The 21,608-nt window shown below is 54.6% G+C and carries 20 protein-coding genes; 16 read left to right on the top strand and 4 right to left on the bottom strand.

The features are described 5' to 3' along the window. Positions 1–10: 10 nt before the first annotated feature. Positions 11–694 (bottom strand): HAD-IA family hydrolase, encoded by a 684-nt coding sequence (locus GPM19_RS08285; RefSeq protein WP_160418575.1) that lies wholly within the window; start codon positions 692–694, stop codon positions 11–13. Next, positions 691–1,443 (bottom strand): bifunctional 2-polyprenyl-6-hydroxyphenol methylase/3-demethylubiquinol 3-O-methyltransferase UbiG, encoded by a 753-nt coding sequence (ubiG, locus tag GPM19_RS08280; protein WP_160418574.1) that lies wholly within the window; start codon positions 1,441–1,443, stop codon positions 691–693. Before ubiG ends, GPM19_RS08285 begins: the two co-directional genes overlap by 4 nt. 126 nt (positions 1,444–1,569) lie before the next feature. Here ubiG and galU point away from each other — a divergent pair, with 126 nt between their 5' ends. From galU to msrA, 6 genes are all read left to right on the top strand, one after another. Continuing rightward, positions 1,570–2,460 carry a UTP--glucose-1-phosphate uridylyltransferase GalU gene (gene galU, locus GPM19_RS08275; protein WP_160418573.1) on the top strand — a complete coding sequence of 297 codons (891 nt, stop codon included), beginning with the start codon at positions 1,570–1,572 and terminating at the stop codon, positions 2,458–2,460. A gap of 3 nt (positions 2,461–2,463) precedes the next feature. Continuing rightward, on the top strand, positions 2,464–3,753 hold the full coding sequence (locus GPM19_RS08270; protein WP_160418572.1) for a nucleotide sugar dehydrogenase: 1,290 nt from the start codon (positions 2,464–2,466) through the stop codon (positions 3,751–3,753). 15 nt (positions 3,754–3,768) lie between these two features. Continuing rightward, positions 3,769–4,566 (top strand): hypothetical protein, encoded by a 798-nt coding sequence (locus GPM19_RS08265; protein WP_160418571.1) that lies wholly within the window; start codon positions 3,769–3,771, stop codon positions 4,564–4,566. A gap of 51 nt (positions 4,567–4,617) precedes the next feature. Further along, positions 4,618–6,468 carry an autotransporter assembly complex protein TamA gene (tamA, locus tag GPM19_RS08260; protein WP_160418570.1) on the top strand — a complete coding sequence of 617 codons (1,851 nt, stop codon included), beginning with the start codon at positions 4,618–4,620 and terminating at the stop codon, positions 6,466–6,468. An 81-nt stretch (positions 6,469–6,549) separates the two neighbouring features. Continuing rightward, positions 6,550–10,602 (top strand): autotransporter assembly complex protein TamB, encoded by a 4,053-nt coding sequence (gene tamB / locus GPM19_RS08255; protein ID WP_319928105.1) that lies wholly within the window; start codon positions 6,550–6,552, stop codon positions 10,600–10,602. 77 nt (positions 10,603–10,679) lie between these two features. After that, entirely contained in the window at positions 10,680–11,249 is a 570-nt protein-coding gene (gene msrA / locus GPM19_RS08250; protein ID WP_160418569.1) for a peptide-methionine (S)-S-oxide reductase MsrA, read from the top strand. Between the two features lie 22 nt (positions 11,250–11,271). On the opposite strand, the gene GPM19_RS08245 is transcribed toward msrA, so the two are convergent. Together GPM19_RS08245 and can are read right to left on the bottom strand one after the other, a co-directional pair. Next, entirely contained in the window at positions 11,272–11,808 is a 537-nt protein-coding gene (locus GPM19_RS08245; RefSeq protein ID WP_160418568.1) for a YaeQ family protein, read from the bottom strand. A 72-nt stretch (positions 11,809–11,880) separates the two neighbouring features. After that, positions 11,881–12,528, bottom strand: coding sequence for a carbonate dehydratase (gene can / locus GPM19_RS08240; RefSeq protein WP_160418567.1), 648 nt, complete (start codon positions 12,526–12,528; stop codon positions 11,881–11,883). 150 nt (positions 12,529–12,678) lie between these two features. Between can and gorA the strand changes: the two genes are divergently transcribed. From gorA to yidD, 10 genes are all read left to right on the top strand, one after another. Further along, the gene (gene gorA, locus GPM19_RS08235) at positions 12,679–14,055 is read left to right on the top strand and encodes a glutathione-disulfide reductase (RefSeq protein ID WP_160418566.1); all 1,377 of its coding nucleotides are present in this window, start codon (positions 12,679–12,681) and stop codon (positions 14,053–14,055) included. A gap of 173 nt (positions 14,056–14,228) precedes the next feature. Beyond that, positions 14,229–14,807 (top strand): diaminobutyrate acetyltransferase, encoded by a 579-nt coding sequence (gene ectA, locus GPM19_RS08230; RefSeq protein ID WP_114486700.1) that lies wholly within the window; start codon positions 14,229–14,231, stop codon positions 14,805–14,807. 81 nt (positions 14,808–14,888) lie between these two features. Then, a complete protein-coding gene (gene ectB, locus GPM19_RS08225; protein WP_160418565.1) occupies positions 14,889–16,157 on the top strand; it encodes a diaminobutyrate--2-oxoglutarate transaminase in 1,269 nt (422 codons plus the stop codon). Between the two features lie 85 nt (positions 16,158–16,242). Continuing rightward, on the top strand, positions 16,243–16,653 hold the full coding sequence (locus tag GPM19_RS08220; protein ID WP_114486702.1) for an ectoine synthase: 411 nt from the start codon (positions 16,243–16,245) through the stop codon (positions 16,651–16,653). Positions 16,654–16,948: 295 nt separating this feature from the next. Then, positions 16,949–17,788: an ATP-dependent zinc protease family protein gene (locus GPM19_RS08215; protein ID WP_160418564.1), complete on the top strand. Its 840-nt coding sequence runs from the start codon at positions 16,949–16,951 to the stop codon at positions 17,786–17,788. A gap of 37 nt (positions 17,789–17,825) precedes the next feature. Next, positions 17,826–19,349 carry an inactive transglutaminase family protein gene (locus tag GPM19_RS08210; protein ID WP_160418563.1) on the top strand — a complete coding sequence of 508 codons (1,524 nt, stop codon included), beginning with the start codon at positions 17,826–17,828 and terminating at the stop codon, positions 19,347–19,349. Beyond that, positions 19,346–20,341: an alpha-L-glutamate ligase-like protein gene (locus GPM19_RS08205; RefSeq protein ID WP_160418562.1), complete on the top strand. Its 996-nt coding sequence runs from the start codon at positions 19,346–19,348 to the stop codon at positions 20,339–20,341. Before GPM19_RS08210 ends, GPM19_RS08205 begins: the two co-directional genes overlap by 4 nt. 31 nt (positions 20,342–20,372) lie before the next feature. Continuing rightward, positions 20,373–20,828, top strand: a complete 456-nt coding sequence (locus GPM19_RS08200; protein WP_160418561.1) for a transcriptional repressor — start codon at positions 20,373–20,375, stop codon at positions 20,826–20,828. Further along, the gene (gene hisI / locus GPM19_RS08195; RefSeq protein WP_160418560.1) at positions 20,825–21,292 is read left to right on the top strand and encodes a phosphoribosyl-AMP cyclohydrolase; all 468 of its coding nucleotides are present in this window, start codon (positions 20,825–20,827) and stop codon (positions 21,290–21,292) included. Before GPM19_RS08200 ends, hisI begins: the two co-directional genes overlap by 4 nt. Positions 21,293–21,357: 65 nt before the next feature. Then, entirely contained in the window at positions 21,358–21,603 is a 246-nt protein-coding gene (gene yidD / locus GPM19_RS08190) for a membrane protein insertion efficiency factor YidD (protein ID WP_227842305.1), read from the top strand. Positions 21,604–21,608 lie beyond the last annotated feature (5 nt).

Below are 21,608 nucleotides of genomic sequence, written 5' to 3'. Positions count from 1 at the left end.
CAGCAGCCCTTCAGGCCGGGTGTCGCTTGATGATCGGCTCAAGGGCTTCAACCAGCGCTTCACAACCATCGAACCATAAGTCGGCCGGCCAGCGGCGGTAGTCTTCCCCTTCGGCGATATAGCCATAACCTACCGCCACCGCGGTCATTCCGGCGGCGCGTGCCGCCTGGATATCGCGCAGGTGATCTCCTACATACCAACAGTTGCCAGGAGAGACACCCAGCTGCTCGGCTGCCGCCCAGAGGGGTTGTGGTGCAGGCTTTTTCACCGGCAGATCATCGGCACATAAAAGTGCGTGCGGGTATAAGGCCAGCGCGTCGAGCAAGGCTACCGTGAAGCGCCGGGGTTTGTTGGTCACGATTCCCCAGGGCAGCCCAGCTGCTTGCCAATTTTTCAGCCAGCGATCCAATGGGGTAAACACCCGGCTATGGGTGGCTACCGCCTGATCATAAGCTTGCAAAAGAAAATCACGCGCCTCTTGATGCCCCGGTGCATCTATTTCCAATGCCAGCGCCAAGGTAACCAAGGCGCTGCCTCCATTGGATACCTGGCCGCGAATCACGTCGAACGGCAAGGCCTCAAGGCCGTGATGCCTTCGCAGCATATTGGTGGCATTGGCTAGATCCGGGGCGGTATCCACCAGCGTGCCGTCAAGATCAAATAATACGGCTTGCGGCAAGGGCGCGGTACTCATGCAGCCTGTTCCCCCACCTTGCGGCAATACATCAAATAATTGACCGAAACATCATTGGCTTCCAGGCGGTATCGGCGGGTCAGCGGATTGTAGGTCATGCCACTTTGTTCACGTACTTCCAGACCACTTTCCCGACTCCAGGTCGCCATTTCAGAAGGACGAATGAACTTGGCGTAATCGTGGGTTCCCCGGGGTAATAGCCGGAGCACGTATTCTGCGCCCAGAATGGCAAACGCATACGACTTGGGTGTGCGGTTGAGTGTCGAGAAAAACACGAAGCCGCCCGGGCGCACCAAGGTGCTGCAGGCACGAATCACGGAGCTGGGATCGGGAACGTGCTCCAGCATTTCCATACAGGTGACGACATCGAATTCACCCGGTTGCTGAGTAGCCAATGTTTCGACACTGATGCATTGATAGTCGATCGTCACGCTGCTGGCCTGGGCATGCAGCCGTGCTACAGCAAGGGGGGCTTCACCTAGATCTATTCCGGTGACCTCCGCCCCGCGGTGAGCCATGGACTCACTGAGAATGCCTCCACCACAGCCGACATCCAACACCCTTTTCCCCGCGAGCCCGGCACGAGCGTCAATGAAATCAAGGCGCAAGGGGTTGATGTCGTGCAGTGGCTTGAATTCGCTGTCTGGGTCCCACCAGCGGCTGGCTAAGGCTTCGAATTTGGCGATTTCCGCTGCATCCACGTTATCGGAATGGGGCGCAGCAGTGCTATCCTGAGGTATCGCTTGCATGGCAAGGCTCCATGGTCGGTGAGAGTCAGCGCAAGGAGCAAGGTGGCATCCCTCAGCGCCTTCAGTATCATGGCATTCTAACCACTCCTGAGGCGGAACGCGCAATTTGATGAAAAGGACATCCATATGATTCGTAAGGCTGTACTTCCCGTGGCGGGCTTAGGTACTCGTTGTTTGCCTGCCTCCAAAGCCATTCCCAAGGAAATGATCACGATTGTCGATAGGCCTGTGATTCAATATGTGGTGGAAGAAGCGGTAGCAGCAGGTATCCGCGACATCATATTAGTGACTCACTCAAGTAAAGCCGCTATCGAGAATCACTTCGATACACATGTGGAGCTGGAGGCGAGCCTCGAACAAAAAGGCAAGCATGAATTACTCTCTTCACTGCGCTCGATCGTGCCGGATGACGTCAATATTATCAGCATTCGCCAAGGTGAACCTTTGGGCCTAGGGCATGCGGTGCTCTGTGCGCGCCCGATCATCGGCGACGACGAACCTTTTACCGTCTTGTTGCCGGATGTGCTGGTAAACAATAATTCCCGTACAGGTGCGGATCTGGCCGGTATGCTGGAAGCCTTTGATGCCACCGGCAGTGCTCAGCTGATGGTCGAGGAAGTGCCTTGGGAGCAGGTGGAAAAATATGGCATCGTCGAACCTGTCGACAAGATTCCTTCACCGGGTCAATCCGGTCCTTTGAAAGGAATGGTGGAAAAACCCGGCCGCGACCAGGCACCTTCCAATCTCGCGGTAATCGGCCGCTATGCATTGCCTGGGAGTATCTTTGCGCTATTGGCAGACACTCCACCGGGCGCGGGTGGCGAAATACAATTGACTGACGCACTGGAAACCCTGCGTAGCCATCAAGGGGTACAGGCCTATCGCATGGTAGGCAAAACCTACGATTGCGGACATCCCTTGGGGTATCTGGAAGCCATCATGGCTTACGGACGTGCTCACCCCCAGCTCGGCGACGGGTTCAAAGAATTGCTGGCACGCTATCATCAGGGAGAATGATCGATGCGGGTTTTGATTCATGGAAGCGAACTTACCGCCGCCACTGCCGCCGCCGCGCTTTCCTGGGTGGGTCACCAGGTGCAATGGCTACCTCATGCCGATATGCCATGGACCAACTTGCGGGAAGTTGACTGGCTAAAGCGTGAACCGCACCTTCTGGACCAAATCCACCGGAGCTGTCACGACGGCACCCTGGAAATTTGTAGCGACGTTGGCCCGGCCGCGGTGCCGGACGTACTCTGGCTGTCGTTATCCCCCTCCCAACGCAATGCCGCAGACAGCTTGGTCCATGAAGTGGAGCGCAACCATCCGGGGGGACTGGTGTTGGTGAACAACTCCACCTTTCCGGTAGGAGAAACCGAGCGCTTGGCATCTCTGGTAGGGACAAATACCCATTACAGTGTTGCATTGCCAGATATGCTGGAAGAAGGCCGTGCCTGGGATATGTTTACGCGTCCTAACCGCTGGCTGTTAGGTTGCGACGAGGCCACCGGAGAAAGCACGGTGCGCGAGCTTCTGCGTGCCTTCAACCGGCGCAGTGAAGTGTTCCAGCGCATGCCGCGCCGTGCTGCGGAACTGACCAAGTTGGCAATCAACGGCATGCTGGCGACACGTATCAGCTATATGAACGAAGTAGCCGGCCTGGCTGATACATTGGGGGTGGATGTCGAATACGTTCGCCAAGGCATGGGGGCGGATACCCGTATCGGGTTTGAATACCTCTATCCCGGCTGTGGTTTCGGCGGGCCCAATTTTTCGCGTGACCTGATGCGCCTCGCCGACGTTCAGTCGTCCAGCGGGCGCTATTCCGAACTGCTCAAGCAAGTACTGGATATCAATGAAAAGAAAAAGGAAACCCTATTCCGCAAATTGTGGGCGCATTTCCAGGGTGATCTGAACGGTCGTACCGTCGCCATCTGGGGAGCGGCCTTTAAACCGGGTACCGCACGCATCGAGCATGCGCCGGTGCTGACTTTGCTGAAAGCGCTCTGGGCGCAAGGGGTTAACGTACGGCTGCATGACCCGGCGGCTATTCCCGCATTGCTTGAAGAAGTAGGTCAGCGGGATGACCTGCTCACCTTTAGTGAGGACCCTTATCAGGCATGTGAAGGTGCGGATGCATTAATGCTGGTCACCGAATGGAAGCTTTACTGGAACCCGGATTGGGCCCGGTTAGCCGGCTTGCTCAAGGAAAACCTCCTTCTGGATGGGCGTAATATCTACGATCCGAGCTTTGTGGCTGGCTGTGGCTTACATTACCGCGGCATTGGGCGTCGTGCCGACCCGTCTTAACCTTGAGGAAGCATAATGTCCGACTCAGCTACGTCATCGCGTATCGTTCCGGATGTGGATCAAAGTCTGACAGGTCGGCATCTACGGCCTCGCCGTGGTCCGAGCTTATGGCCAATATGGCTGATGATATGTCTGCTGCTGGTGGCGGTAGCCGGTGCGGGAGCGGTGGCGTGGTATGAGCGGGAGCGTTTGTTACAGGAAATGAACCGCTTGAGTGGAGAGGTTTCCAACATGCATGCCCGACTTGATTCGGGCGATGCAGATATCGAGGACACCTTGAGCTTTCTTCAGGCCCAAGTGGTTACGCTATTCCAAGAACAGGAACAGTTGGCTCAGACGATATCGAGTACTCGTCAGGAGCTGTATGGGTTTCTGACCGACAACGATGAGCGGGTATCGACCGAATCACTGGATACGCTAGACCAGCAGGTCGAGCGTTTACGTGAGAATGCCCAGGTACGGGATAGCCAGCTGGCAGCCATCCATGTATCACTCGATGCGCTCGAACGTGCAGGTATCGAAGGCAGACAAAGCTTGATGGAGGAGGTGACGCACCTGGAGCAGTTGCTGGAAAGCCGATCTCAGCTCATCGAAGAAGAAATGGCTGCCCTGCAGGAGTCGTTGACGAGAAGGCAAACAGCGCTCGAAGAGGACATGACGCAACGTCTGGATGAACTCGACCAGGCGTTAGCTGAAATGGATACCGGCTTGGATGAAGAGCTGGAGCAACGCATCGATGCGCTGGAATCCGAAGTACGGCAGGTGCGGCAGGCACAGCTGGCCTTTAGCGCTCAACTGGAAATGCTACGTTGAGCTAGCTTGTTTAGAGATAGGCTTCAATCCTTGCTTCGGGAAAATGACACTATGCCAACACAACGTCAGCGATTATCACGTTGGGGGAAAGCCTTCCTTCTACTGATAAGTGCCGTCCTGATAAGCCTTCCGGTATGGGCGCTGAATGCTCGGATTGAAGGCGTCGAAGGCGACGTGAAAAAAAATGTGCGGCTGTATCTCAGTGACTTGGATGCGGAGCAATATACCGCGGCCCGGCTGAAAGGCGAGATTCAGCGCCGTGTCCGTGAAGCCATGCGAGTATACGGGTATTACGAGCCGCAAATCGCCATCGAACAGCTGGAAGAAGAACGCGTTCAGGTCGATATTACTTCAGGCCCCAGGGTGACCATCGAAGTATTGGATATCAATTTACGGGGTGAAGCCGCCGATGACCCGCCCTTCAACGAAGCTGTCGATGAGTTCCCGCTCGAGGTAGGCGATCCTCTTTTTCATTCGCCCTGGGATCGGCTGCGTAATCAGTTATCCGGCTTGGCACTGGAGCGTGGCTATTTCGATTGGGAGTTCACCGACCGCCGTATGGAAGTGCGCCCCTTCGAGCAAAGTGCCCGCCTGTACATGGACTTTGATAGCGGTTCGCGCTACCAATTCGGCAATGTACGTATTATTGGCAGCCATATCGAACCGGAAAGACTGCAGCGAATGCAGCCATTTACCACGGGAGAGCCCTATGAAGCTCAGGCGTTGGCACGCTATAACCAACGGTTAGCGCAAACCGGCTGGTTTGAATCGGTCATGGTCCGGCCCAGACTACAAACGGCACAGGAACTGCTTGTCTTCGAGCCTGACCCCGACCCCTGGTTTATTGAGGCGACCGGCGAGATGGAGCGACGGCCACGGCTGAGTATGGTAGCGCTCACCAGTGCCATGACCTTGTACCAACCGAAAGATAATCGCTTGCCTCTGGATGTCACCGTCGAACCTGCCGATCGCCATCAGTTTGAAGTGGGCATCGGCTATGCCACGGATGTGGGGCCCCGGCTAGGCCTCGGTTGGAGACAACCCTGGATCAATCGGTTAGGCCATAGCCTTGATCATGAACTCTACATTTCCGCGCCGGAGCAACGTTTTACCGGCACCTACAATATTCCCTTGGAAGATCCAGTACGCGACAATTACCGTTTGCAGTATGGTATTCGTCATGAAGATGACAATGACACCCGCACCTTGGAAAGCACCGTGGAAGTAGCGCGGCGGTGGGAATTCGAAAACCGCTGGGTACAGACCCTGTATTTCCGTGCCACCTTCGAAGACTTTACCCAAGGTGGAGAAGCAGATCAGGTCTGGATTTTTTATCCCGGCATCCAATGGTCGCGTACACGTACACGCAATCAGCGTTTCCCCAGTTGGGGTGATCGCCAGCAGTTATCACTGGAATACTCGGATACAGCCTGGGGTTCCGATGCTCAATTTGGCCGTCTGACCGCCGATACTCAATGGATACGGATGCTGGGGAACGACAACCGATTTGTCGGGCGTGCAAGCCTTGGTGCCATTGCCACCGATGATTTTGATCAATTACCGCCGTCACTGCGTTTTTTCGCGGGTGGTGACCGCAGTGTGCGCGGTTATTCATTTGAAAGTTTATCTCCTGTCAATGAGGAAGGCCGCCTGCGTGGTGGGCAACAAAAACTCACCGCTAGTGTCGAATATCAGCGTCGTGTTACCGGTGACTGGTGGGGTGCAGGCTTTGTCGATGCTGGCGATGCCTTTGATGACTGGACGCCTGATTCACTTAATACAGGCGCGGGTCTCGGTGTACGCTGGGTCTCTCCGGTCGGGCCTATTCGGCTTGATGTCGCCCATCCTTTCGATCATGAAGATGATTGGCGGCTGCACTTTTCCATCGGGCCGGAATTCTAGCGCTGATGTCAGGTACTGCATGCGCTCGCTCTGGCCGACTTTCCTCACCGATTTCTCATACAGAACCCAGGAGACTCTCTGTTGACGCAAGCCTCACAAAGCACCACGACTCGTCACTCCCTCTCGCCGTCGCGTCGCTGGGTGTTATTTGGATGGAGCCTTTTACGCCTGATCATTGTTTTTCCGCTGTGGTTGATCGGACTAGTCATGCTTCTGTCGGGCCTTGCATTATCTCCATGGGGTACGGGCTTTTTATTGTCTCAAGGTGAGCAAAGAGGGTTTTATAACCTGGAACACCATGAAGGGGATTTATTGAGCCACCTAGTGCTGGAAGGGTTTTCTCTGGAAGCCGGCAGTGCCCAGGTGGATGTGTCCCGGTTTGAACTAAAGTGGGCTGACGACTGCCTGCTTTCTGGGCGGCTGTGTATTGATCGGTTGCATATAGAGGGTGCGGATGTACGGTTGCTACCCACCGATGATGCTGAGGAAGCGCCTCAAGAAGAAACTGGCAATATTGTGCTTCCCGACATTGAATTTCCCTTTCGCATCGAGCTGCGCTCCCTTGAGCTTGAAGACATTGCGTTGCATTTAGCGGATGGCAAGCGCTTTCACTGGAAGCGTTTTTCTTCCGGCGCCATCGCTGAAGCCAACCAGCTTCAGTTGCTAGCCACCAAACTCGTCGAACCCCGGCTTTACTTGCCGCCATCCCCGGGCGTGTTGCTGACGGAAAATACCGACACGCCCCTTGACGCCCAAGCCATCAATACCGCTATCGCGCTGCATCAGCCTGAAGAGGTAAGCGTCGCTGAAGAACCGCCTCTTCAAGAAGTCGAAGATACGTTGGAAAAGCGTGCCCGCCTGGCGTTGCCCGAGGTTACCTTGCCCCTGGAAGTCCAGATTCCACAACTCAGTATCGATGACTTCCAGGTGGAAGGGGCCGTGGCGTATACGGTGGAGCATCTAGCGCTCAGCGCAGTGGCACGACGCCATGAAATAGAAGTGCAACGCCTGAATGTCGTGACGCCCGATGCCGAAGCCACGCTGGAAACGTCCGCGATCCTGAGTGAAGACTACCCGCTGAATGCCACCCTCAACGTGCGACTCAACAATGAGGGAGGGCTGCTTGATGACTATCCAGCCTTGGTAGGCCAGCAGATTGAGTTACACCTGGATGGCTCCTTGTCGGCACTGCAAGTAGCACTGAACATCAGAGGAGCACTGAATGCCACCTTGCGTGGAGAGGTGGATGTTCTCGCCCCCGAGATGCCGTTCCAACTGAACATTGCAAGCGAACGCCTGCAATGGCCATTGCAACAAGACGAAGCAACAGCTGAAAGTGCACCTTATGTAGTGGAAAATCTGGTGGCCAATCTGGACGGCAGTTTGACCGATTATCGGGTCGGGTTATCACTGGTTACCGAAGGACCGCAAGTGCCTCGTACCCGTGTGGCCTTAACCGGCGAAGGCGATCTCGAGCATTTTCGCTGGACGCCTCTGTCACTCACGCTCGGCGAAGGCTCGCTGGTCAGCCATGGACGTATGGACTGGCTCGATACCCTGCAGGTGCAAGCCCGGCTGCGCCTGGATCAACTCGACCCTTCTCTTTTCATCGAGGAATTGGAAGGTCGGTTGAACGGTGACCTGGAGCTGGCTTTCGCGCAGCAGGATAACGACTGGACGGTTTCAATTCCTACCCTTTCCATTGATGGACGCTTACAGGATTACCCTCTTTCCCTGCAGGCCGCTCTTGAAGCGGACAGTGACTTACGGGTGCAACTCGAGCGTTTCGACTTTGCGCAGGGCGAGAATCGCTTACAGGCCTCCGGGCTGGTCAGTGAGCAACAAATGGATGTGGATGCCGATATTGACCTGCGCCAGCTGGAAAGTCTTCATCCCGAGCTTGCCGGGCTGCTATCCGGCAACGTACAGGCGCAAGGTAGCCTGTCACAGCCCAATGTAATGGTGGACCTGCGCGGCAGTGACTTGCGCTTTGCCGAAAACAATCTGGAAACACTGGCTTTGGAAGGCCGAATGCAGGGAGTGGACGATCCGGACATTGATCTGCAGCTGGATATCCAGAACTTGAATGCTGCCGGCCAGCGCCTGGAAATGCTTGCCTTGAGCCTGCAAGGCAGGGTTTCGGATCACCGCCTGCGTCTGGAGGCGCAAGGTGGCCCCAATGCCGCGTTTTCAAGGGCTCAACTCGCCTTGGATGGGCGTTTCAATCAGCAGGCCGGACGTTATCAAGGTGACTTGAACTCGCTTGAAGTCGATGCCGAGATTGGTGATATCCGACTGAATCGTGAAGTAGCGGTGAATTACGACCTCAATACCGGCCAGGCTCAGCTGTCGCCATTTTGTCTACGCCGGCAACAGGGTGGCGTGCTGTGTCTCGACCAGCCGCTCCAGGCTTCTGCCGAGCAAGGTCAGGCCAGCCTGACGCTACGCGACGTGCCCATGGAAATGCTGGAAATGGGGTTGCCCGAAGGCTGGCAGCTCGAGGGCGATACCACAGCGGATGTGCTGGCGACCTGGGGTCAGGGTGGGGCGCAGTGGCAAGCGGATCTGCGCCTGATAAGCGAATTGGCGATTACCGCTTTGAATGACTTTGGCCAACCAGTTTCATTACCCCGCACGCGGCTTGACACACGGGTGGAAGCCACACAAACCCAGGCCAGGGTGGAGGCCACGCTAACCTTGGCAGACGCTGGTGAAGTAGGTCTGGATCTCACCATTGACGAACCTATCGGTGAAGGTCGGTTGAACGGCGTGATCAGCGCTGACGACATATCCTTACGGCCTTATCGTAGCCTGGTCGTTGGCATGGATGTTCTCGAAGGCAACCTGGGTGGCGAAATTCAGCTCAGTGGTACCACCACAGCGCCTGATTTACAGGGACGTCTACGCTTGCAGGGCATCCAGGCAAGTGGCATGGATATTCCGGTAGAAGTCGAGGATGGCAATATTGAAGTACGTCTGGAAGGCGATCGAGGCGATATCAACGGATTTTTGGCTGCCGAACGCGGACGCCTGGAAATTACCGGTGATGCATACTGGCCGGGGGGCGATGAATGGCGCATCGGGGTGGACCTGAGTGCAGTGGAATCTCCGCTCTTGGTGGTACTACCTGAGTTCGGTCGCCTTGAAGCCGCTCCCGACCTGCGTATTCGGGTTACCTCTGACCTGCTTCAAGTTCGAGGCAATGTGGATATTCCCTGGGCACGCTTGGAGGTGGGTGATATTCCCGCCTCGGCGATTTCTCCTAGCCAGGATGAGATCATTATTACTCAACGTGATGAACGCGAAGCCGAGTTGGCAGCGGAGCGTGCGGCAGCTGCGGCAACACGCAATGAGGGTCCCGACACCTCCGAGGAACTGGCACAGACAGGTATCATGGTGGATGTATTGATTACATTGAGCCTGGGGCCGGATATGATGATTTCAGCCTACGGGCTTGAGTCCGGCTTGTCGGGGACCTTGGAAGTTCGTCAGGAGGGAGGAGCACTTCAGCTGTTCGGTGATGTCAATCTTGTCGATGGTCGCTTCAAGGCGTTTGGTCAAGACCTTCTGATTCGCCGCGGAACCTTGTTGTTCAGTGGCCCACCGGATCTTCCCATACTGGATTTCGAGGCGATTCGCAACCCGGATACCACTCAGGATGATGTCATCGCAGGGCTGCGTGTTTCCGGAAGTGCGGAAGAACCGAACGTTTCGATTTTCTCTGAGCCGGCCATGAATGAAACGCGAGCGCTTTCCTACCTGCTTCGGGGGCGCCCCCCGGAAGGTGATGGCGGCAGTGTAGAAGGCGCGTTGGTGACAGGACTGATTGGCATGTCGCTGGGCCGCACAGGCAGTGCCATCGGGTCGATTGGCGAGTCTTTCGGGGTGGATGATTTGACCTTGGAAACTACCGGTGCCGGAGAAGAAAGCCAGATCGCAGTCAGCGGCCAATTGACCGATGACTTGAGTATTAGCTACGGGGTGGGAATCTTCTCGCCGATTGCCGAGCTGACACTACGTTATACGCTCTGGCGTAATTTATATGTTCAGGTAGTTTCCGGCGCCAATCAGGCAGTGGATCTGGTCTACACCTTCTCCCGCTCGGGAGACCCCGAGATTCTCGAGCAACGTTAACTGATGACGACACTTCACCACCCGACGTACTTGAAAAATTCATTTGAAAAAACGTTTCTGAAAAAGAGAGGCTCCTTATGACTACCAGTGCCATGCATACCGTCAACGGACACTCCTTGATGCCACCGTTCCCTGCCGGGCACGAAGAAATCGTCCTGGGCATGGGCTGCTTTTGGGGGGCTGAACGGCTGTTCTGGCAGTTGCCCGGCGTTTACGTCACTGCCGTGGGCTATGCTGGTGGGGTGACACCCAACCCCACTTATCAAGAAACCTGCAGCGGACGTACCGGCCATGCTGAAGTCGTGCTGGTGGTATTTGATCCTCAACGTCTGGATATTGATACTTTATTACAGGTATTTTGGGAAAATCATGACCCCACCCAAGGCAATCGTCAGGGCAACGATATTGGCTCTCAGTATCGCTCCGTCATTTATGCGACCACACCGGCCCAGCTGGAAGCGGCCGAAGCCAGCCGGCTAGCTTATCAAGACGCCTTGAGAAAAGCCGGAAAGGGTGACATTACCACTGAAATAGGCATGCTGGACCGCTTCTACTACGCCGAGGGATACCATCAGCAATACCTCGATAAAAATCCCGGCGGTTATTGTGGTTTGAAAGGCACGGGGATCAGCTGTCCGCTCTCTTGATCCTGTTTCATCCGCCTATTCTTCAACAAAGAAGCCTAAGCTCCAGCGGGACACTGGTGCTGCCATCTGACAGCCATATCTGCTGTTCATTGATGGTGCACTGTAACTGCATGCTACGACTCGTCAATTGGGTCATTTCCTTGAGTGCAGCTTCAGGGATTTCCCAGACTTGCAGGTTCTTGTAGCGCTTCAGGGCTTTTTCATTTTGCTGCCACCAGATGGGTACGCTGCGTTCACCATAGGCATACACCTTCACCTGCTTGGCTTTTTGGCTGGCTTTACGCAGCCATTTTTCATCACCTTGTCCAAAAGCCACCCACAATTCGATGTCTCCATGCAGATTCTTTTCAGAAAGCTCAGGCTCGCCTTCATCGCTGAGATTGCTGGAGAAAGCCAAGTTCTCCGAGGCGTTCAAGGCAAAAGCGAGCAGGCGTACTAGCAAGCGCTCGTCGGTTTCGGAAGGGTGCTGCGCCAAGGTCAGGTTATGGTCCTGATAGTAATGGCGATCCATATCCGCGATCTGTAGCTGTACCCTGATGACACGGGCTTTTTGCGCCATGAATATACCAACGTTAGTTTTAGATGAATGCTGGGTATTGAGCAATCTCTCGCTCGACAAGCATAGAAAGGCTCAACCGTCTGGATGCAAACGGTCAATGCGGTAGAGAGTGGCGACTTGATCAAGCCCGCTGACGGTACATTTGAGATCCTTGACGCGGCCATCGTCCAAACCATACACCCAGCCATGAACTGAAATACTCTGGCCGCGCTGCCAAGCAAGCTGAAGGATCTTGGTACGGCACAGGCTATTGACCTGAGCTTTGACATTGAGCTCACACATCCGGTCGATCTGATCATGAAAGGAGAGGTGAGCCAGAGACTCGCGATGCCGGTTGTAAAGCTCGCGCACGGAGTGCAACCAATAGTCCACAACACCGCATTCACCGCCGGTGACGGCGGCTCTGATGCCCCCGCAGCCATAATGGCCCACAATCATGATATGGCTGACCTTGAGCACATCCACTGCATACTGGACCACGGACAGCGCGTTCATGTCGGTGTGGTGCAAGAGATTGGCGACATTGCGGTGAACGAATACTTCACCGGGAGGCAGGGCAATGATCTGATTGGCGGGAACGCGGCTATCCGAACAACCGATCCACAGATAATCGGGGTTCTGTTGGCGTGAGAGCCGGGCAAAATAGTCCGGGTCTTCCTCACACATACGCTCAGCCCAGCTGCGGTTGTTCTCCAGCAGCGTGGCAATAGGGTCGGTCATAATGCTCCATGAGTCAGGGAGATAAAAAATAGTCAGGCTTTTTTAACCTTCTGCGTGGACGGGGTCAATATTGCATGCTTGACGGAAGGGAAACAGCGGTAGATAAAATCAACTCAATAGATGCAATGAATAAAGATAGAGGAGAATGGTGTGGCAGAATTTGAGTATGACCTTTTTGTGATTGGGGCAGGTTCGGGAGGCGTACGTGCAGCACGCACTGCCGCCGCGGCAGGTGCTAATGTGGCAATAGCGGAGGATCTCTACTTGGGAGGAACCTGCGTCAATGTGGGTTGCGTTCCCAAAAAGCTATATTCATATGCTGCACATTTTCATGACGCCTTCGATGATGCCGCTGGTTTTGGCTGGCATCTGCCCGAGCCGCCACGTTTTGAATGGGCCACACTACGAGATAATAAGAGCGGGGAAATCAAACGCCTCAACGAGATCTATCGGCGCATGCTGGAAAATGCCGATGTCACTTTATTTGATGCTCGCGCCAGCTTGAAAGACCCGCATACCGTCCTGTTGAAAACAGCCGAAGGAAATACCCAAGAGGTGAGCGCTGAAAAGATACTCTTGGCCACTGGCGGCTGGCCTTGGGTGCCTGATTTTCCAGGACATCAGCACACGCTGGATTCCAATCAGGTTTTCGATCTGGAATGCTTCCCTGAGCGTTTCATGGTGCTGGGCGGCGGGTATATTTCAGTGGAATTTGCCAGTATCTTCAACGGACTGGGCAGTGAAACCCACTTAATATATCGCGGCAACCTATTCTTGAGAGGCTTCGATGATGAAGTGCGCGACTTCACGCGGACGGAAATGACCCGTAAGGGGGTCAACTTGCACTTCAATACCAACATTGAAACTATCGAGCCTGTGGGAAACGCCTACTCGGTAACCCTGACCGACGGGCGAAAAATGGAAGTGGATGCCATTCTTTCCGCGACAGGCCGTAAGGCCAATGTGGCCGGATTAGGGCTTGAGGCATTGGGTATTTCGCTGGATAAGGTAGGCAAGATTCCGGTCAACGAGCGCTTTGAAACCCAAGTGCCTTCGATTTTGGCTTTGGGCGACCTGATTGCCGGGCCGGAATTGACGCCGGTGGCCTTGGCTGAAGCCATGCAGCTGGTAGCCCATCATTTCAGTCCGGACGAGCCGGCACCTCTGGATTACGCAGCTATTCCCACCGCGGTGTTCTGTCATCCCAATATCGGCACGGTAGGGCTTTCGGAAGAAGAGGCCAGAGAGAAATATGCGGCGATTCGCGTTTATCGCACCGACTTCAAGGCCATGAAACATACGCTTTCCGCCAGCCAGGAACGTACCTTGATGAAACTGGTGGTGGATGATGCCACGGACATCGTTGTCGGCGCCCATATGGTAGGCGATGATGCCGGTGAAGTAATCCAAGGGATTGCCATCGCGGTGCGTGCGGGGCTCACCAAAAAGGATTTCGATTCGACCTTAGGCATACATCCCACCGGCGCCGAAGAATTCGTGACATTACGTACCCCAACCCGCAAATAGCCAATGACGTTAGCCGCTATTACAAGCGGCTAACGGCTAGTCATTCACCAATGCTAAATATAATTGATATAACAAAATATTATGAAAAAAAGTCGCTAAGATAACCAAACTTTTGAATTGCTAATGAGCCACTGGTATAATCGCAGGTAAATTCGCTACAGCGAAGCAAAAATATGAGTACCCCTATCCAGCCTTTTACGCCTTCCGCCGATCTGGCACGTCCTTCCGTCGCCGATGCAGTCGTCGGACATGCTGAAACACCTTTATTCATACGTAAACCTAACGCCGACGATGGCTGGGGTGTTTATGAGCTGATCAAGTCCTGTCCTCCACTGGATGTGAACTCGGCTTATGCATACCTCCTGCTGGCGACACAGTTTCGCGAAACCTGTGCCGTGGCGACCAATGAAGAAGGTGAGGTGGTCGGTTTCGTGTCCGGTTATGTCAAGGACAATGCGCCTGATACCTACTTTCTGTGGCAAGTAGCGGTAGGGGAGAAAGCCCGTGGTACCGGCCTGGCCCGGCGTTTGGTGGAAGCCATCATGTCGCGTCCCGAACTTGCCGATGTGCATCATCTGGAAACCACCATCACGCCTGACAACCTTGCGTCCTGGGGCTTGTTCCGCCGCCTTGCAGCACGCTGGCATGCACCGCTCAATAGTCGTGAATATTTTTCCACCGAACAACTCGGAGGCGAGCACGACCCCGAGAATCTGGTGCGCATTGGTCCGTTTCAAACGGATCGGATCTAATGTTTCACTGAGCTTGATCTGATTTCCAAGATTTAGATTTAACCAATCATCAAAAAAGTAATTGTTAAAGGAGTTCGCTGAATGCAGACCCAGTCGATGGAACGCATGGAATCCAACGTTCGTACTTATTCACGTTCGTTTCCGGTAGTTTTCACTAAGGCAAAAAATGCGCGCCTTACTGACGAAGACGGTCGCGAATATATCGACTTTCTGGCCGGCGCGGGAACTCTGAACTACGGTCACAATAACGACCATATCAAACAGGCCATGATCGATTATCTAGCGACCGATGGGGTTATCCATGGCCTGGACATGTGGACGGCCGCCAAGCGTGACTACCTGGAAACACTGGAAGAGCTGATCCTCAAACCACGAGGACTCGATTACAAGGTCCACCTTCCTGGTCCTACCGGCACCAATGCAGTGGAAGCCGCTATTCGTCTGGCACGCGTCGTCAAAGGGCGGCATAACATCGTCACCTTCACCAATGGTTTTCATGGCGTGACCATGGGGGCGCTTGCCACTACCGGTAACCGCAAGTTCCGCGAAGCCACGGGCGGCATTCCCACCCAGGGCGCAAGTTTTCTGCCGTATGATGGTTACCTGGGCGAAAGTACCGACACCCTGGATTACTTCGAAAAGCTGCTAGGCGACAAATCCGGTGGCCTGGATGTTCCCGCCGGCGTTATTGTGGAAACCGTACAAGGCGAGGGCGGTATCAACGTGGCCGGCCTCGAATGGCTCAGGCGGCTCGAAAAAATCTGTCATGCCAATGACATTCTATTGATCGTTGACGATATCCAGACGGGTTGCGGACGTACCGGCAAGTTCTTCAGCTTCGAGCACGCTGATATCAAGCCGGACATTGTCACCAACTCCAAATCACTTTCCGGTCTTGGCTTGCCCTTCGCCCATGTGCTGATGCGTCCTGAGCTCGACAAATGGAAGCCGGGACAATACAACGGTACCTTCCGTGGCTTCAATCTGGCCATGGTCACGGCTACCGCTGCCATGCGTAAATACTGGAGCAACGATACCTTCGAGCGCGATGTGCAGCGCAAGGGGCGGATCGTCGAAGAACGCTTCCAGAAACTCGCCGCACTGCTCAGCGAAAACGGCATGCCTGCCACGGAGCGTGGCCGTGGGTTGATGCGCGGCATTGATGTCGTCGATGGTGACCTCGCTGACAAGATCACTGCAAAAGCCTTCGAGCATGGGCTTATCATTGAAACCAGTGGTCAGGCCGGGGAGGTCGTTAAATGCTTGTGTCCGTTGACCATCACGGACGAGGACCTGCTTGAAGGTCTGGACATTCTTGAAGCTTCTGTCAAGACTGTTATAGGTCAGTGAGAAAGCACTTGAGAAAGCAGCACTGAGGCACCTCACGGCAGTCGGCCCGGGCCGACTGTCACTTGCCATTTGAAGGAGTCATTCCATGATTGTTCGCAATATTGAAGAAGCTCGCCAGACAGATCGCTTGGTTACCGCGGAAAATGGCAACTGGGATAGCACGCGCTTAGTGCTGGCCAACGACGGTGGAAATTTCTCGTTTCATATCACACGCATTTTCGAGGGAACCGAGACACATATCCACTACAAGCATCATTACGAGTCGGTGTATTGCATCGAAGGCGAAGGCGAAGTCGAAACATTGGCCGATGGCAAGATCTGGCCGATCAAGCCAGGTGATATCTACATTCTGGATCAGCATGACGAACACTTGCTGCGGGCTTCCAAGACCATGCATCTGGCATGTGTTTTCACGCCGCCGATCACCGGCAACGAAGTGCATCGCCAAGATGGTTCTTATGCGCCGCCTGAAACAAGTGACGATAAGCCGTTGTAAGTTGTTGTTGCTGTTGAACGCTGCAGTATCACCAGTGAAAATCACGGCGTAGCGGTAAAAAGAACCCCGATGATAATTCATCGGGGTTCTTTTCAATTCAGCCGCGAATCTTACCGCTCAAGTGGGCCATGTTACCTTTCAACCATGAGTTCGCATAATATATATTATGTTAAATGAGTGGTGGTTTGAAAAAGCCATTTGAAAGTGAAAGCATGACATGCCGTCCGGAACCAGAATGGACAATGCCCTAACCGACTCCGTATCATTCCTCTCCCATTTTTCAGGATACCGTGTCATGCGCCAAGGTTCTTTGTGGCTTGCTATGGGCCTTATTGTTTCCCTGACAGGCTGTACCGTTGTTTCACCCGATCCTTCCGAGCAATTACAGCCTTTGGAGGCCTCTCAATTCGAGACACGAATCAATCAGCTGGAAACTAGTCTGGCATCACAGTGTTCCCGAGCCCCTGCCTGGCATCAGGCGCAGCTGAATCAACAGCAAGCGCTGAACGCCGACGTTCGAGAAGTAGGCAGTCTATTGCGCAATCTTCGCCAGGATGTACAGCGGCTGGAACAGCGTGAAGGAACGCCCGTTATCATTCGCGAAGAATGCCAGACGAATGACATTCTGGATACCAAGACGATCGTGGGCCGCAGCGAATGGATCGGATTGCCAGGCATCGGCACCTATTTAAAGGCCCGTGTGGATTCCGGTGCCAATACCTCGTCGCTTTCCGCGAGAGAAATAAGCCGCTTCGAACGGGATGGTGAAAACTGGGTGCGTTTCAAATTGGCACTTACCGAAGAAGATGTGGTCGTAGACAGTCGGCGTGACGAATGGATTGAAGCACCCGTGGAAAGACGGGTACGTGTTGTTCAAGCGTCCGGTGATGACTCCAGGCCTGTCATTAGCTTATTGATGACATTAGGTCCAATTCGCGAAAACGTTGAGTTCACCCTTACGGACCGTACTCACCTGGATTATCCCGTGCTTCTAGGACGGCGTTTCATGATGGATATTGTTCTTATTGACGTTGCCGAAACCTATCGTCATCCCCGCCCTGAATACCCAGGCGGCAAGCCGGCCGATCAAGCGCAAGAAGATGAGCTTGATGATCAACTCGATAACGACGAATGAGACGTCTTGCTCGTCGTCATTTACCTGAAGGATTTTCATGTCACGGTTACCTTTTTACCTGATTGTCGGCGTGCTCATGCTGGCGGGTATCGCCATGAGCGTTCAGCGCCATGTTCAATTTGAAATTCCTTGGGTGCCCGGCGAGCAGCGTAAAGTCTGGGAAATAGAGGCACTGGTCAATTTCAATGCTCAGGACGGACCGGTAATGGTCGACATGGCCCTGCCATCGCACCAGGCGGGTTTTCGAGTCTTGACTGAAAATACCGCCTCCTCCGGCTATGGTCTTGCTTTTAAAGCGGATGATTTCGGCCGTCGCGCGGAATGGTCGATTCGTGATGCCGCAGGCAGTCAGCAGCTGTATTATTCCGTACAAATGCTGGTCTCGCCGGACTCTCAAGCGCCCGATCTCACTCCCCCACCCCCGCTTGTCGATATTGTCTGGGAGCGCCCCTATGACACCGCAGCCAATCATATTGTCGAGCGCGCCTGGTCTCGCAGCGCCGATAATTATACATTTGCCCGTGAGCTGATGCTGGACATGGGCGGCGAGCGTCAAGGCGAAAATGCCCGGTTACTGCTTACTCAATATGAGTTGGTGCCCTTGACGGTTCGCTTGCTGAACCATGCCGGTGTCAATGCACGAGAAGTCAGTGGCTTGTTGTTGGAGGATGGGCGCCGTCGCCAAAGTTTGACTCAGTGGATTCAAGTCTTTGATGAAAGTGAGGAACAATGGGCGCTGTTCAATCCCCTTAGCGGCGAACAAGGCAAACCCGATAATCTCTTGTTATGGGAGGCCGGCGGTCAGGCCGTATTGGAAGTGGCAGGTGGCACCAATTCTCGGGTCAATTTTTCCATGATGACCCACTCGCAACCCGCCTCCGCTGCGGTGCGTAACCATATTTCCGAAGATACTTTGCTGAATTTCTCGATTCACAGCCTGCCCTTGGAAGAACAGGCACTATTCCAGACCATCCTGTTGATTCCGATTGGCGCCCTGATGGTGGTCTTCTTGCGTGTTCTGGTCGGCTTCAAGACGTCCGGTACCTTCATGCCGGTACTGATTGCCCTGGCGTTCATTCAAACCACGCTGATGACTGGCTTGATCGGTTTTCTGCTGGTAGTGGCGGTCGGCCTGGTCATCCGCAACTACCTTTCCTATTTGAATCTATTGTTGGTCGCCAGAGTGTCGGCGGTGATCATCACCGTGATTGCGATCATCTCAATATTTTCGGTAGTGGCTTACAAGCTGGGACTCAATGCCGGCCTTACCATTACTTTCTTTCCCATGATTATTCTCGCCTGGACCATCGAGCGGATGTCGATATTGTGGGAGGAAGAAGGCCCCAAGGAAGTCTTGATTCAGGGGGGGGGTAGCCTGGTTACCGCCGTGCTGGCCTATCTCGCCATGAATAATCCTTGGGTACGCCATATCACGTTCAACTTCCTGGGGGTGCAGTTGATCTTGATGGCACTGATTCTGTTGCTGGGCAATTACACCGGCTACCGGCTCCTGGAATTACGTCGCTTTCAGCCGATCACCGATGAGGAGAAAAGTCCATGAAGTGGCTTTCCTGGACCACCCCTGGAAAGCTGCGAAGCAAGGGTATTATCGGCATGAACCGGCGTAATATTCGCTATATCGGCCGTTACAACAATCGCCGGCTGTTCCCTTTGGTAGACGACAAGCTAAAAACCAAGCTGCTGGCTCAGCAGCACGGTATCACCAGTCCTGCGCTTATCGGCACGGTGACCACTCAGTTCGGAGTAAAGCATATTCTCGACATGCTCACCGGTCATGCAGGCTTTGTCATCAAGCCGGCCAAGGGGAGCGGCGGCAAAGGCATTCTAGTGATTGAGCAGAGCAAGGACGGGGCCTATGTCAAACCCAGCGGGGCTGCACTGAACCTGACCGATATCGAACGGCATGTATCCAATATCCTGTCGGGGCTTTACTCTCTGGGGGGGTCGCCGGATGTGGCCATGATCGAAAACTTGATTCATTTCGATGAAAGTCTTATGGCTTACACCTATGAAGGTGTGCCCGATATAAGGGTGATCATCTTCAAAGGTTACCCGGTAATGGCCATGATGCGCCTGTCCACCGCCGCCTCGGATGGCAAGGCGAACCTGCATCAGGGCGCAGTGGGTGTGGGGTTGGATATTGCGACGGGTACCGCGCTTCGTGGCGTGCAATTCGACCGCCCTTGCTATGCCCACCCCGATACCGGGCATGACTTAGCTAGCCTGGCAGTACCTGATTGGAAAACCTTGCTACTGTTGGCTGCCGGCTGCTATGAAATGACCGGGCTTGGTTACCTGGGAACAGATATGGTGTTGGACCGTCGGCATGGTCCCATGTTGCTTGAGTTGAATGCCAGGCCCGGGCTTGCCATTCAGATGACCAACGGTGAGGGGCTCAGGCCGCGTCTGGACATGATAGAAGCTCAACCCGAAGACCAGAGCCCAGCGGCTCGGGTGGCGTTCGCTCAGCAGCATTTTGCGCGGCATAGCGAACTCGTGTTCCCCGCTGACATGCCTACGTCTACCGCGTAGACTATGGGCTATCTTCTTGAGTGAGTGACCCATGCCGCATGCCCCAACCCTGCTCAAGCAGGCGGAACACCAATGTCAGGAACGCGGGGTTCGCTTTACCCCGATGCGTCGCCGTGTGCTCGAGCTTATCGCCGAAAATGGCGGTGGACTCAAGGCTTATGACCTTCTCGACCAGTTGACCACCGAACATGCTGCGGCGCGCCCGCCTACGGTATATCGCGCTCTCGAGTTTCTGATCGGGCAAGGGCTTGTGCACCGCATTGAGTCACAGAATGCTTACGTGGCCTGCGCCTGCCCCGAGCATGCTCATGGTTTTCAGTTTCTCATCTGTCGGTTTTGTGGCCATGTCGAAGAGCTGCACTTGGATGACGTTACCCGAAAACTAAGTAAGCACGCCACAAGCCAAGGCTTTCGTGTGGAGCGTCAAACCATAGAGCTTCTGGGCCTTTGCGAAGCCTGCATCCCTACCACGAGCGAGCCTTTATGAGCCAAACTAATGACTCCCAAAACCTATTCAAGCAATTGGAAGGTGCTGAACAAGGCCACCAACTGGCATTGACCGAGCTGCTCGATGCAGTGCGCTTCAATGCCGACGGCCTATTGCCGGCCATTGCCCAACAGCATGACAGCGGCGAAGTGCTGATGATGGCCTGGATGAATCAGGAAGCGCTCAAGGAAACCTTGCATACCGGGCGGGTGTGCTACTACTCGCGTTCACGAGGTAAATTGTGGCGCAAGGGAGAGTCCTCAGGACAGCAACAACATTTGAAAAGTGCCGCCCTGGATTGTGACGGCGACACCCTGTTGCTCCAGGTAGAACAAACTGGGCCGGCCTGTCATAGCGGTCGGCGCAGTTGTTTTTATGTGGCGCTGGAGCCAGGATCGCAGCGTGCGCGCATCACCAGCACGCCGTTGATCGCCCCGGCCGAGCTGTACGCCAAGGGGCGCTGATGTTTTGTCTGTCACGCTGGATTCATGTGGTAGCGCATTTTCTGGCTCGCCTGGCAAGCGGGATTATGATTGCGCTGCTCAAGGTCTACCAGTATGTAATCAGCCCCCTGCTGGGTCCACGTTGTCGCTTCTGGCCGAGCTGTTCTAACTACGCGGTGGAAGCGATCCAGGTTCATGGGCCGCTGAAAGGCGCGTGGCTGGCCACCAAGCGGATCGTCAAGTGCAACCCTGCTCATTCGGGTGGCATGGATCCGGTACCCGGCGGCCCCAGTGAAGTTCTTTGTCGAGAAGACCCGGAATGTTCGCCTTGAGCCGA

This window comes from Vreelandella zhuhanensis (genome assembly GCF_009793355.1).
Classification (GTDB): Bacteria; Pseudomonadota; Gammaproteobacteria; order Pseudomonadales; family Halomonadaceae; genus Vreelandella; species Vreelandella zhuhanensis.
Note: the sequence above shows the minus strand (reverse complement) of the source record. Positions and strands in the feature narration are given on the sequence as shown.

Coding starts and splice junctions, on each gene's coding strand:
- GPM19_RS08285 (WP_160418575.1), bottom strand. CDS start 694: ATGAGTACCGCGCCCTTGCCGCAAGCCGTATTATTTGATCTTGACGGC.
- ubiG (WP_160418574.1), bottom strand. CDS start 1,443: ATGCAAGCGATACCTCAGGATAGCACTGCTGCGCCCCATTCCGATAAC.
- galU (WP_160418573.1), top strand. CDS start 1,570: ATGATTCGTAAGGCTGTACTTCCCGTGGCGGGCTTAGGTACTCGTTGT.
- GPM19_RS08270 (WP_160418572.1), top strand. CDS start 2,464: ATGCGGGTTTTGATTCATGGAAGCGAACTTACCGCCGCCACTGCCGCC.
- GPM19_RS08265 (WP_160418571.1), top strand. CDS start 3,769: ATGTCCGACTCAGCTACGTCATCGCGTATCGTTCCGGATGTGGATCAA.
- tamA (WP_160418570.1), top strand. CDS start 4,618: ATGCCAACACAACGTCAGCGATTATCACGTTGGGGGAAAGCCTTCCTT.
- msrA (WP_160418569.1), top strand. CDS start 10,680: ATGACTACCAGTGCCATGCATACCGTCAACGGACACTCCTTGATGCCA.
- GPM19_RS08245 (WP_160418568.1), bottom strand. CDS start 11,808: ATGGCGCAAAAAGCCCGTGTCATCAGGGTACAGCTACAGATCGCGGAT.
- can (WP_160418567.1), bottom strand. CDS start 12,528: ATGACCGACCCTATTGCCACGCTGCTGGAGAACAACCGCAGCTGGGCT.
- ectA (WP_114486700.1), top strand. CDS start 14,229: ATGAGTACCCCTATCCAGCCTTTTACGCCTTCCGCCGATCTGGCACGT.
- ectB (WP_160418565.1), top strand. CDS start 14,889: ATGCAGACCCAGTCGATGGAACGCATGGAATCCAACGTTCGTACTTAT.
- GPM19_RS08220 (WP_114486702.1), top strand. CDS start 16,243: ATGATTGTTCGCAATATTGAAGAAGCTCGCCAGACAGATCGCTTGGTT.
- GPM19_RS08215 (WP_160418564.1), top strand. CDS start 16,949: ATGCGCCAAGGTTCTTTGTGGCTTGCTATGGGCCTTATTGTTTCCCTG.
- GPM19_RS08210 (WP_160418563.1), top strand. CDS start 17,826: ATGTCACGGTTACCTTTTTACCTGATTGTCGGCGTGCTCATGCTGGCG.
- GPM19_RS08205 (WP_160418562.1), top strand. CDS start 19,346: ATGAAGTGGCTTTCCTGGACCACCCCTGGAAAGCTGCGAAGCAAGGGT.
- GPM19_RS08200 (WP_160418561.1), top strand. CDS start 20,373: ATGCCGCATGCCCCAACCCTGCTCAAGCAGGCGGAACACCAATGTCAG.
- hisI (WP_160418560.1), top strand. CDS start 20,825: ATGAGCCAAACTAATGACTCCCAAAACCTATTCAAGCAATTGGAAGGT.
- yidD (WP_227842305.1), top strand. CDS start 21,358: ATGATTGCGCTGCTCAAGGTCTACCAGTATGTAATCAGCCCCCTGCTG.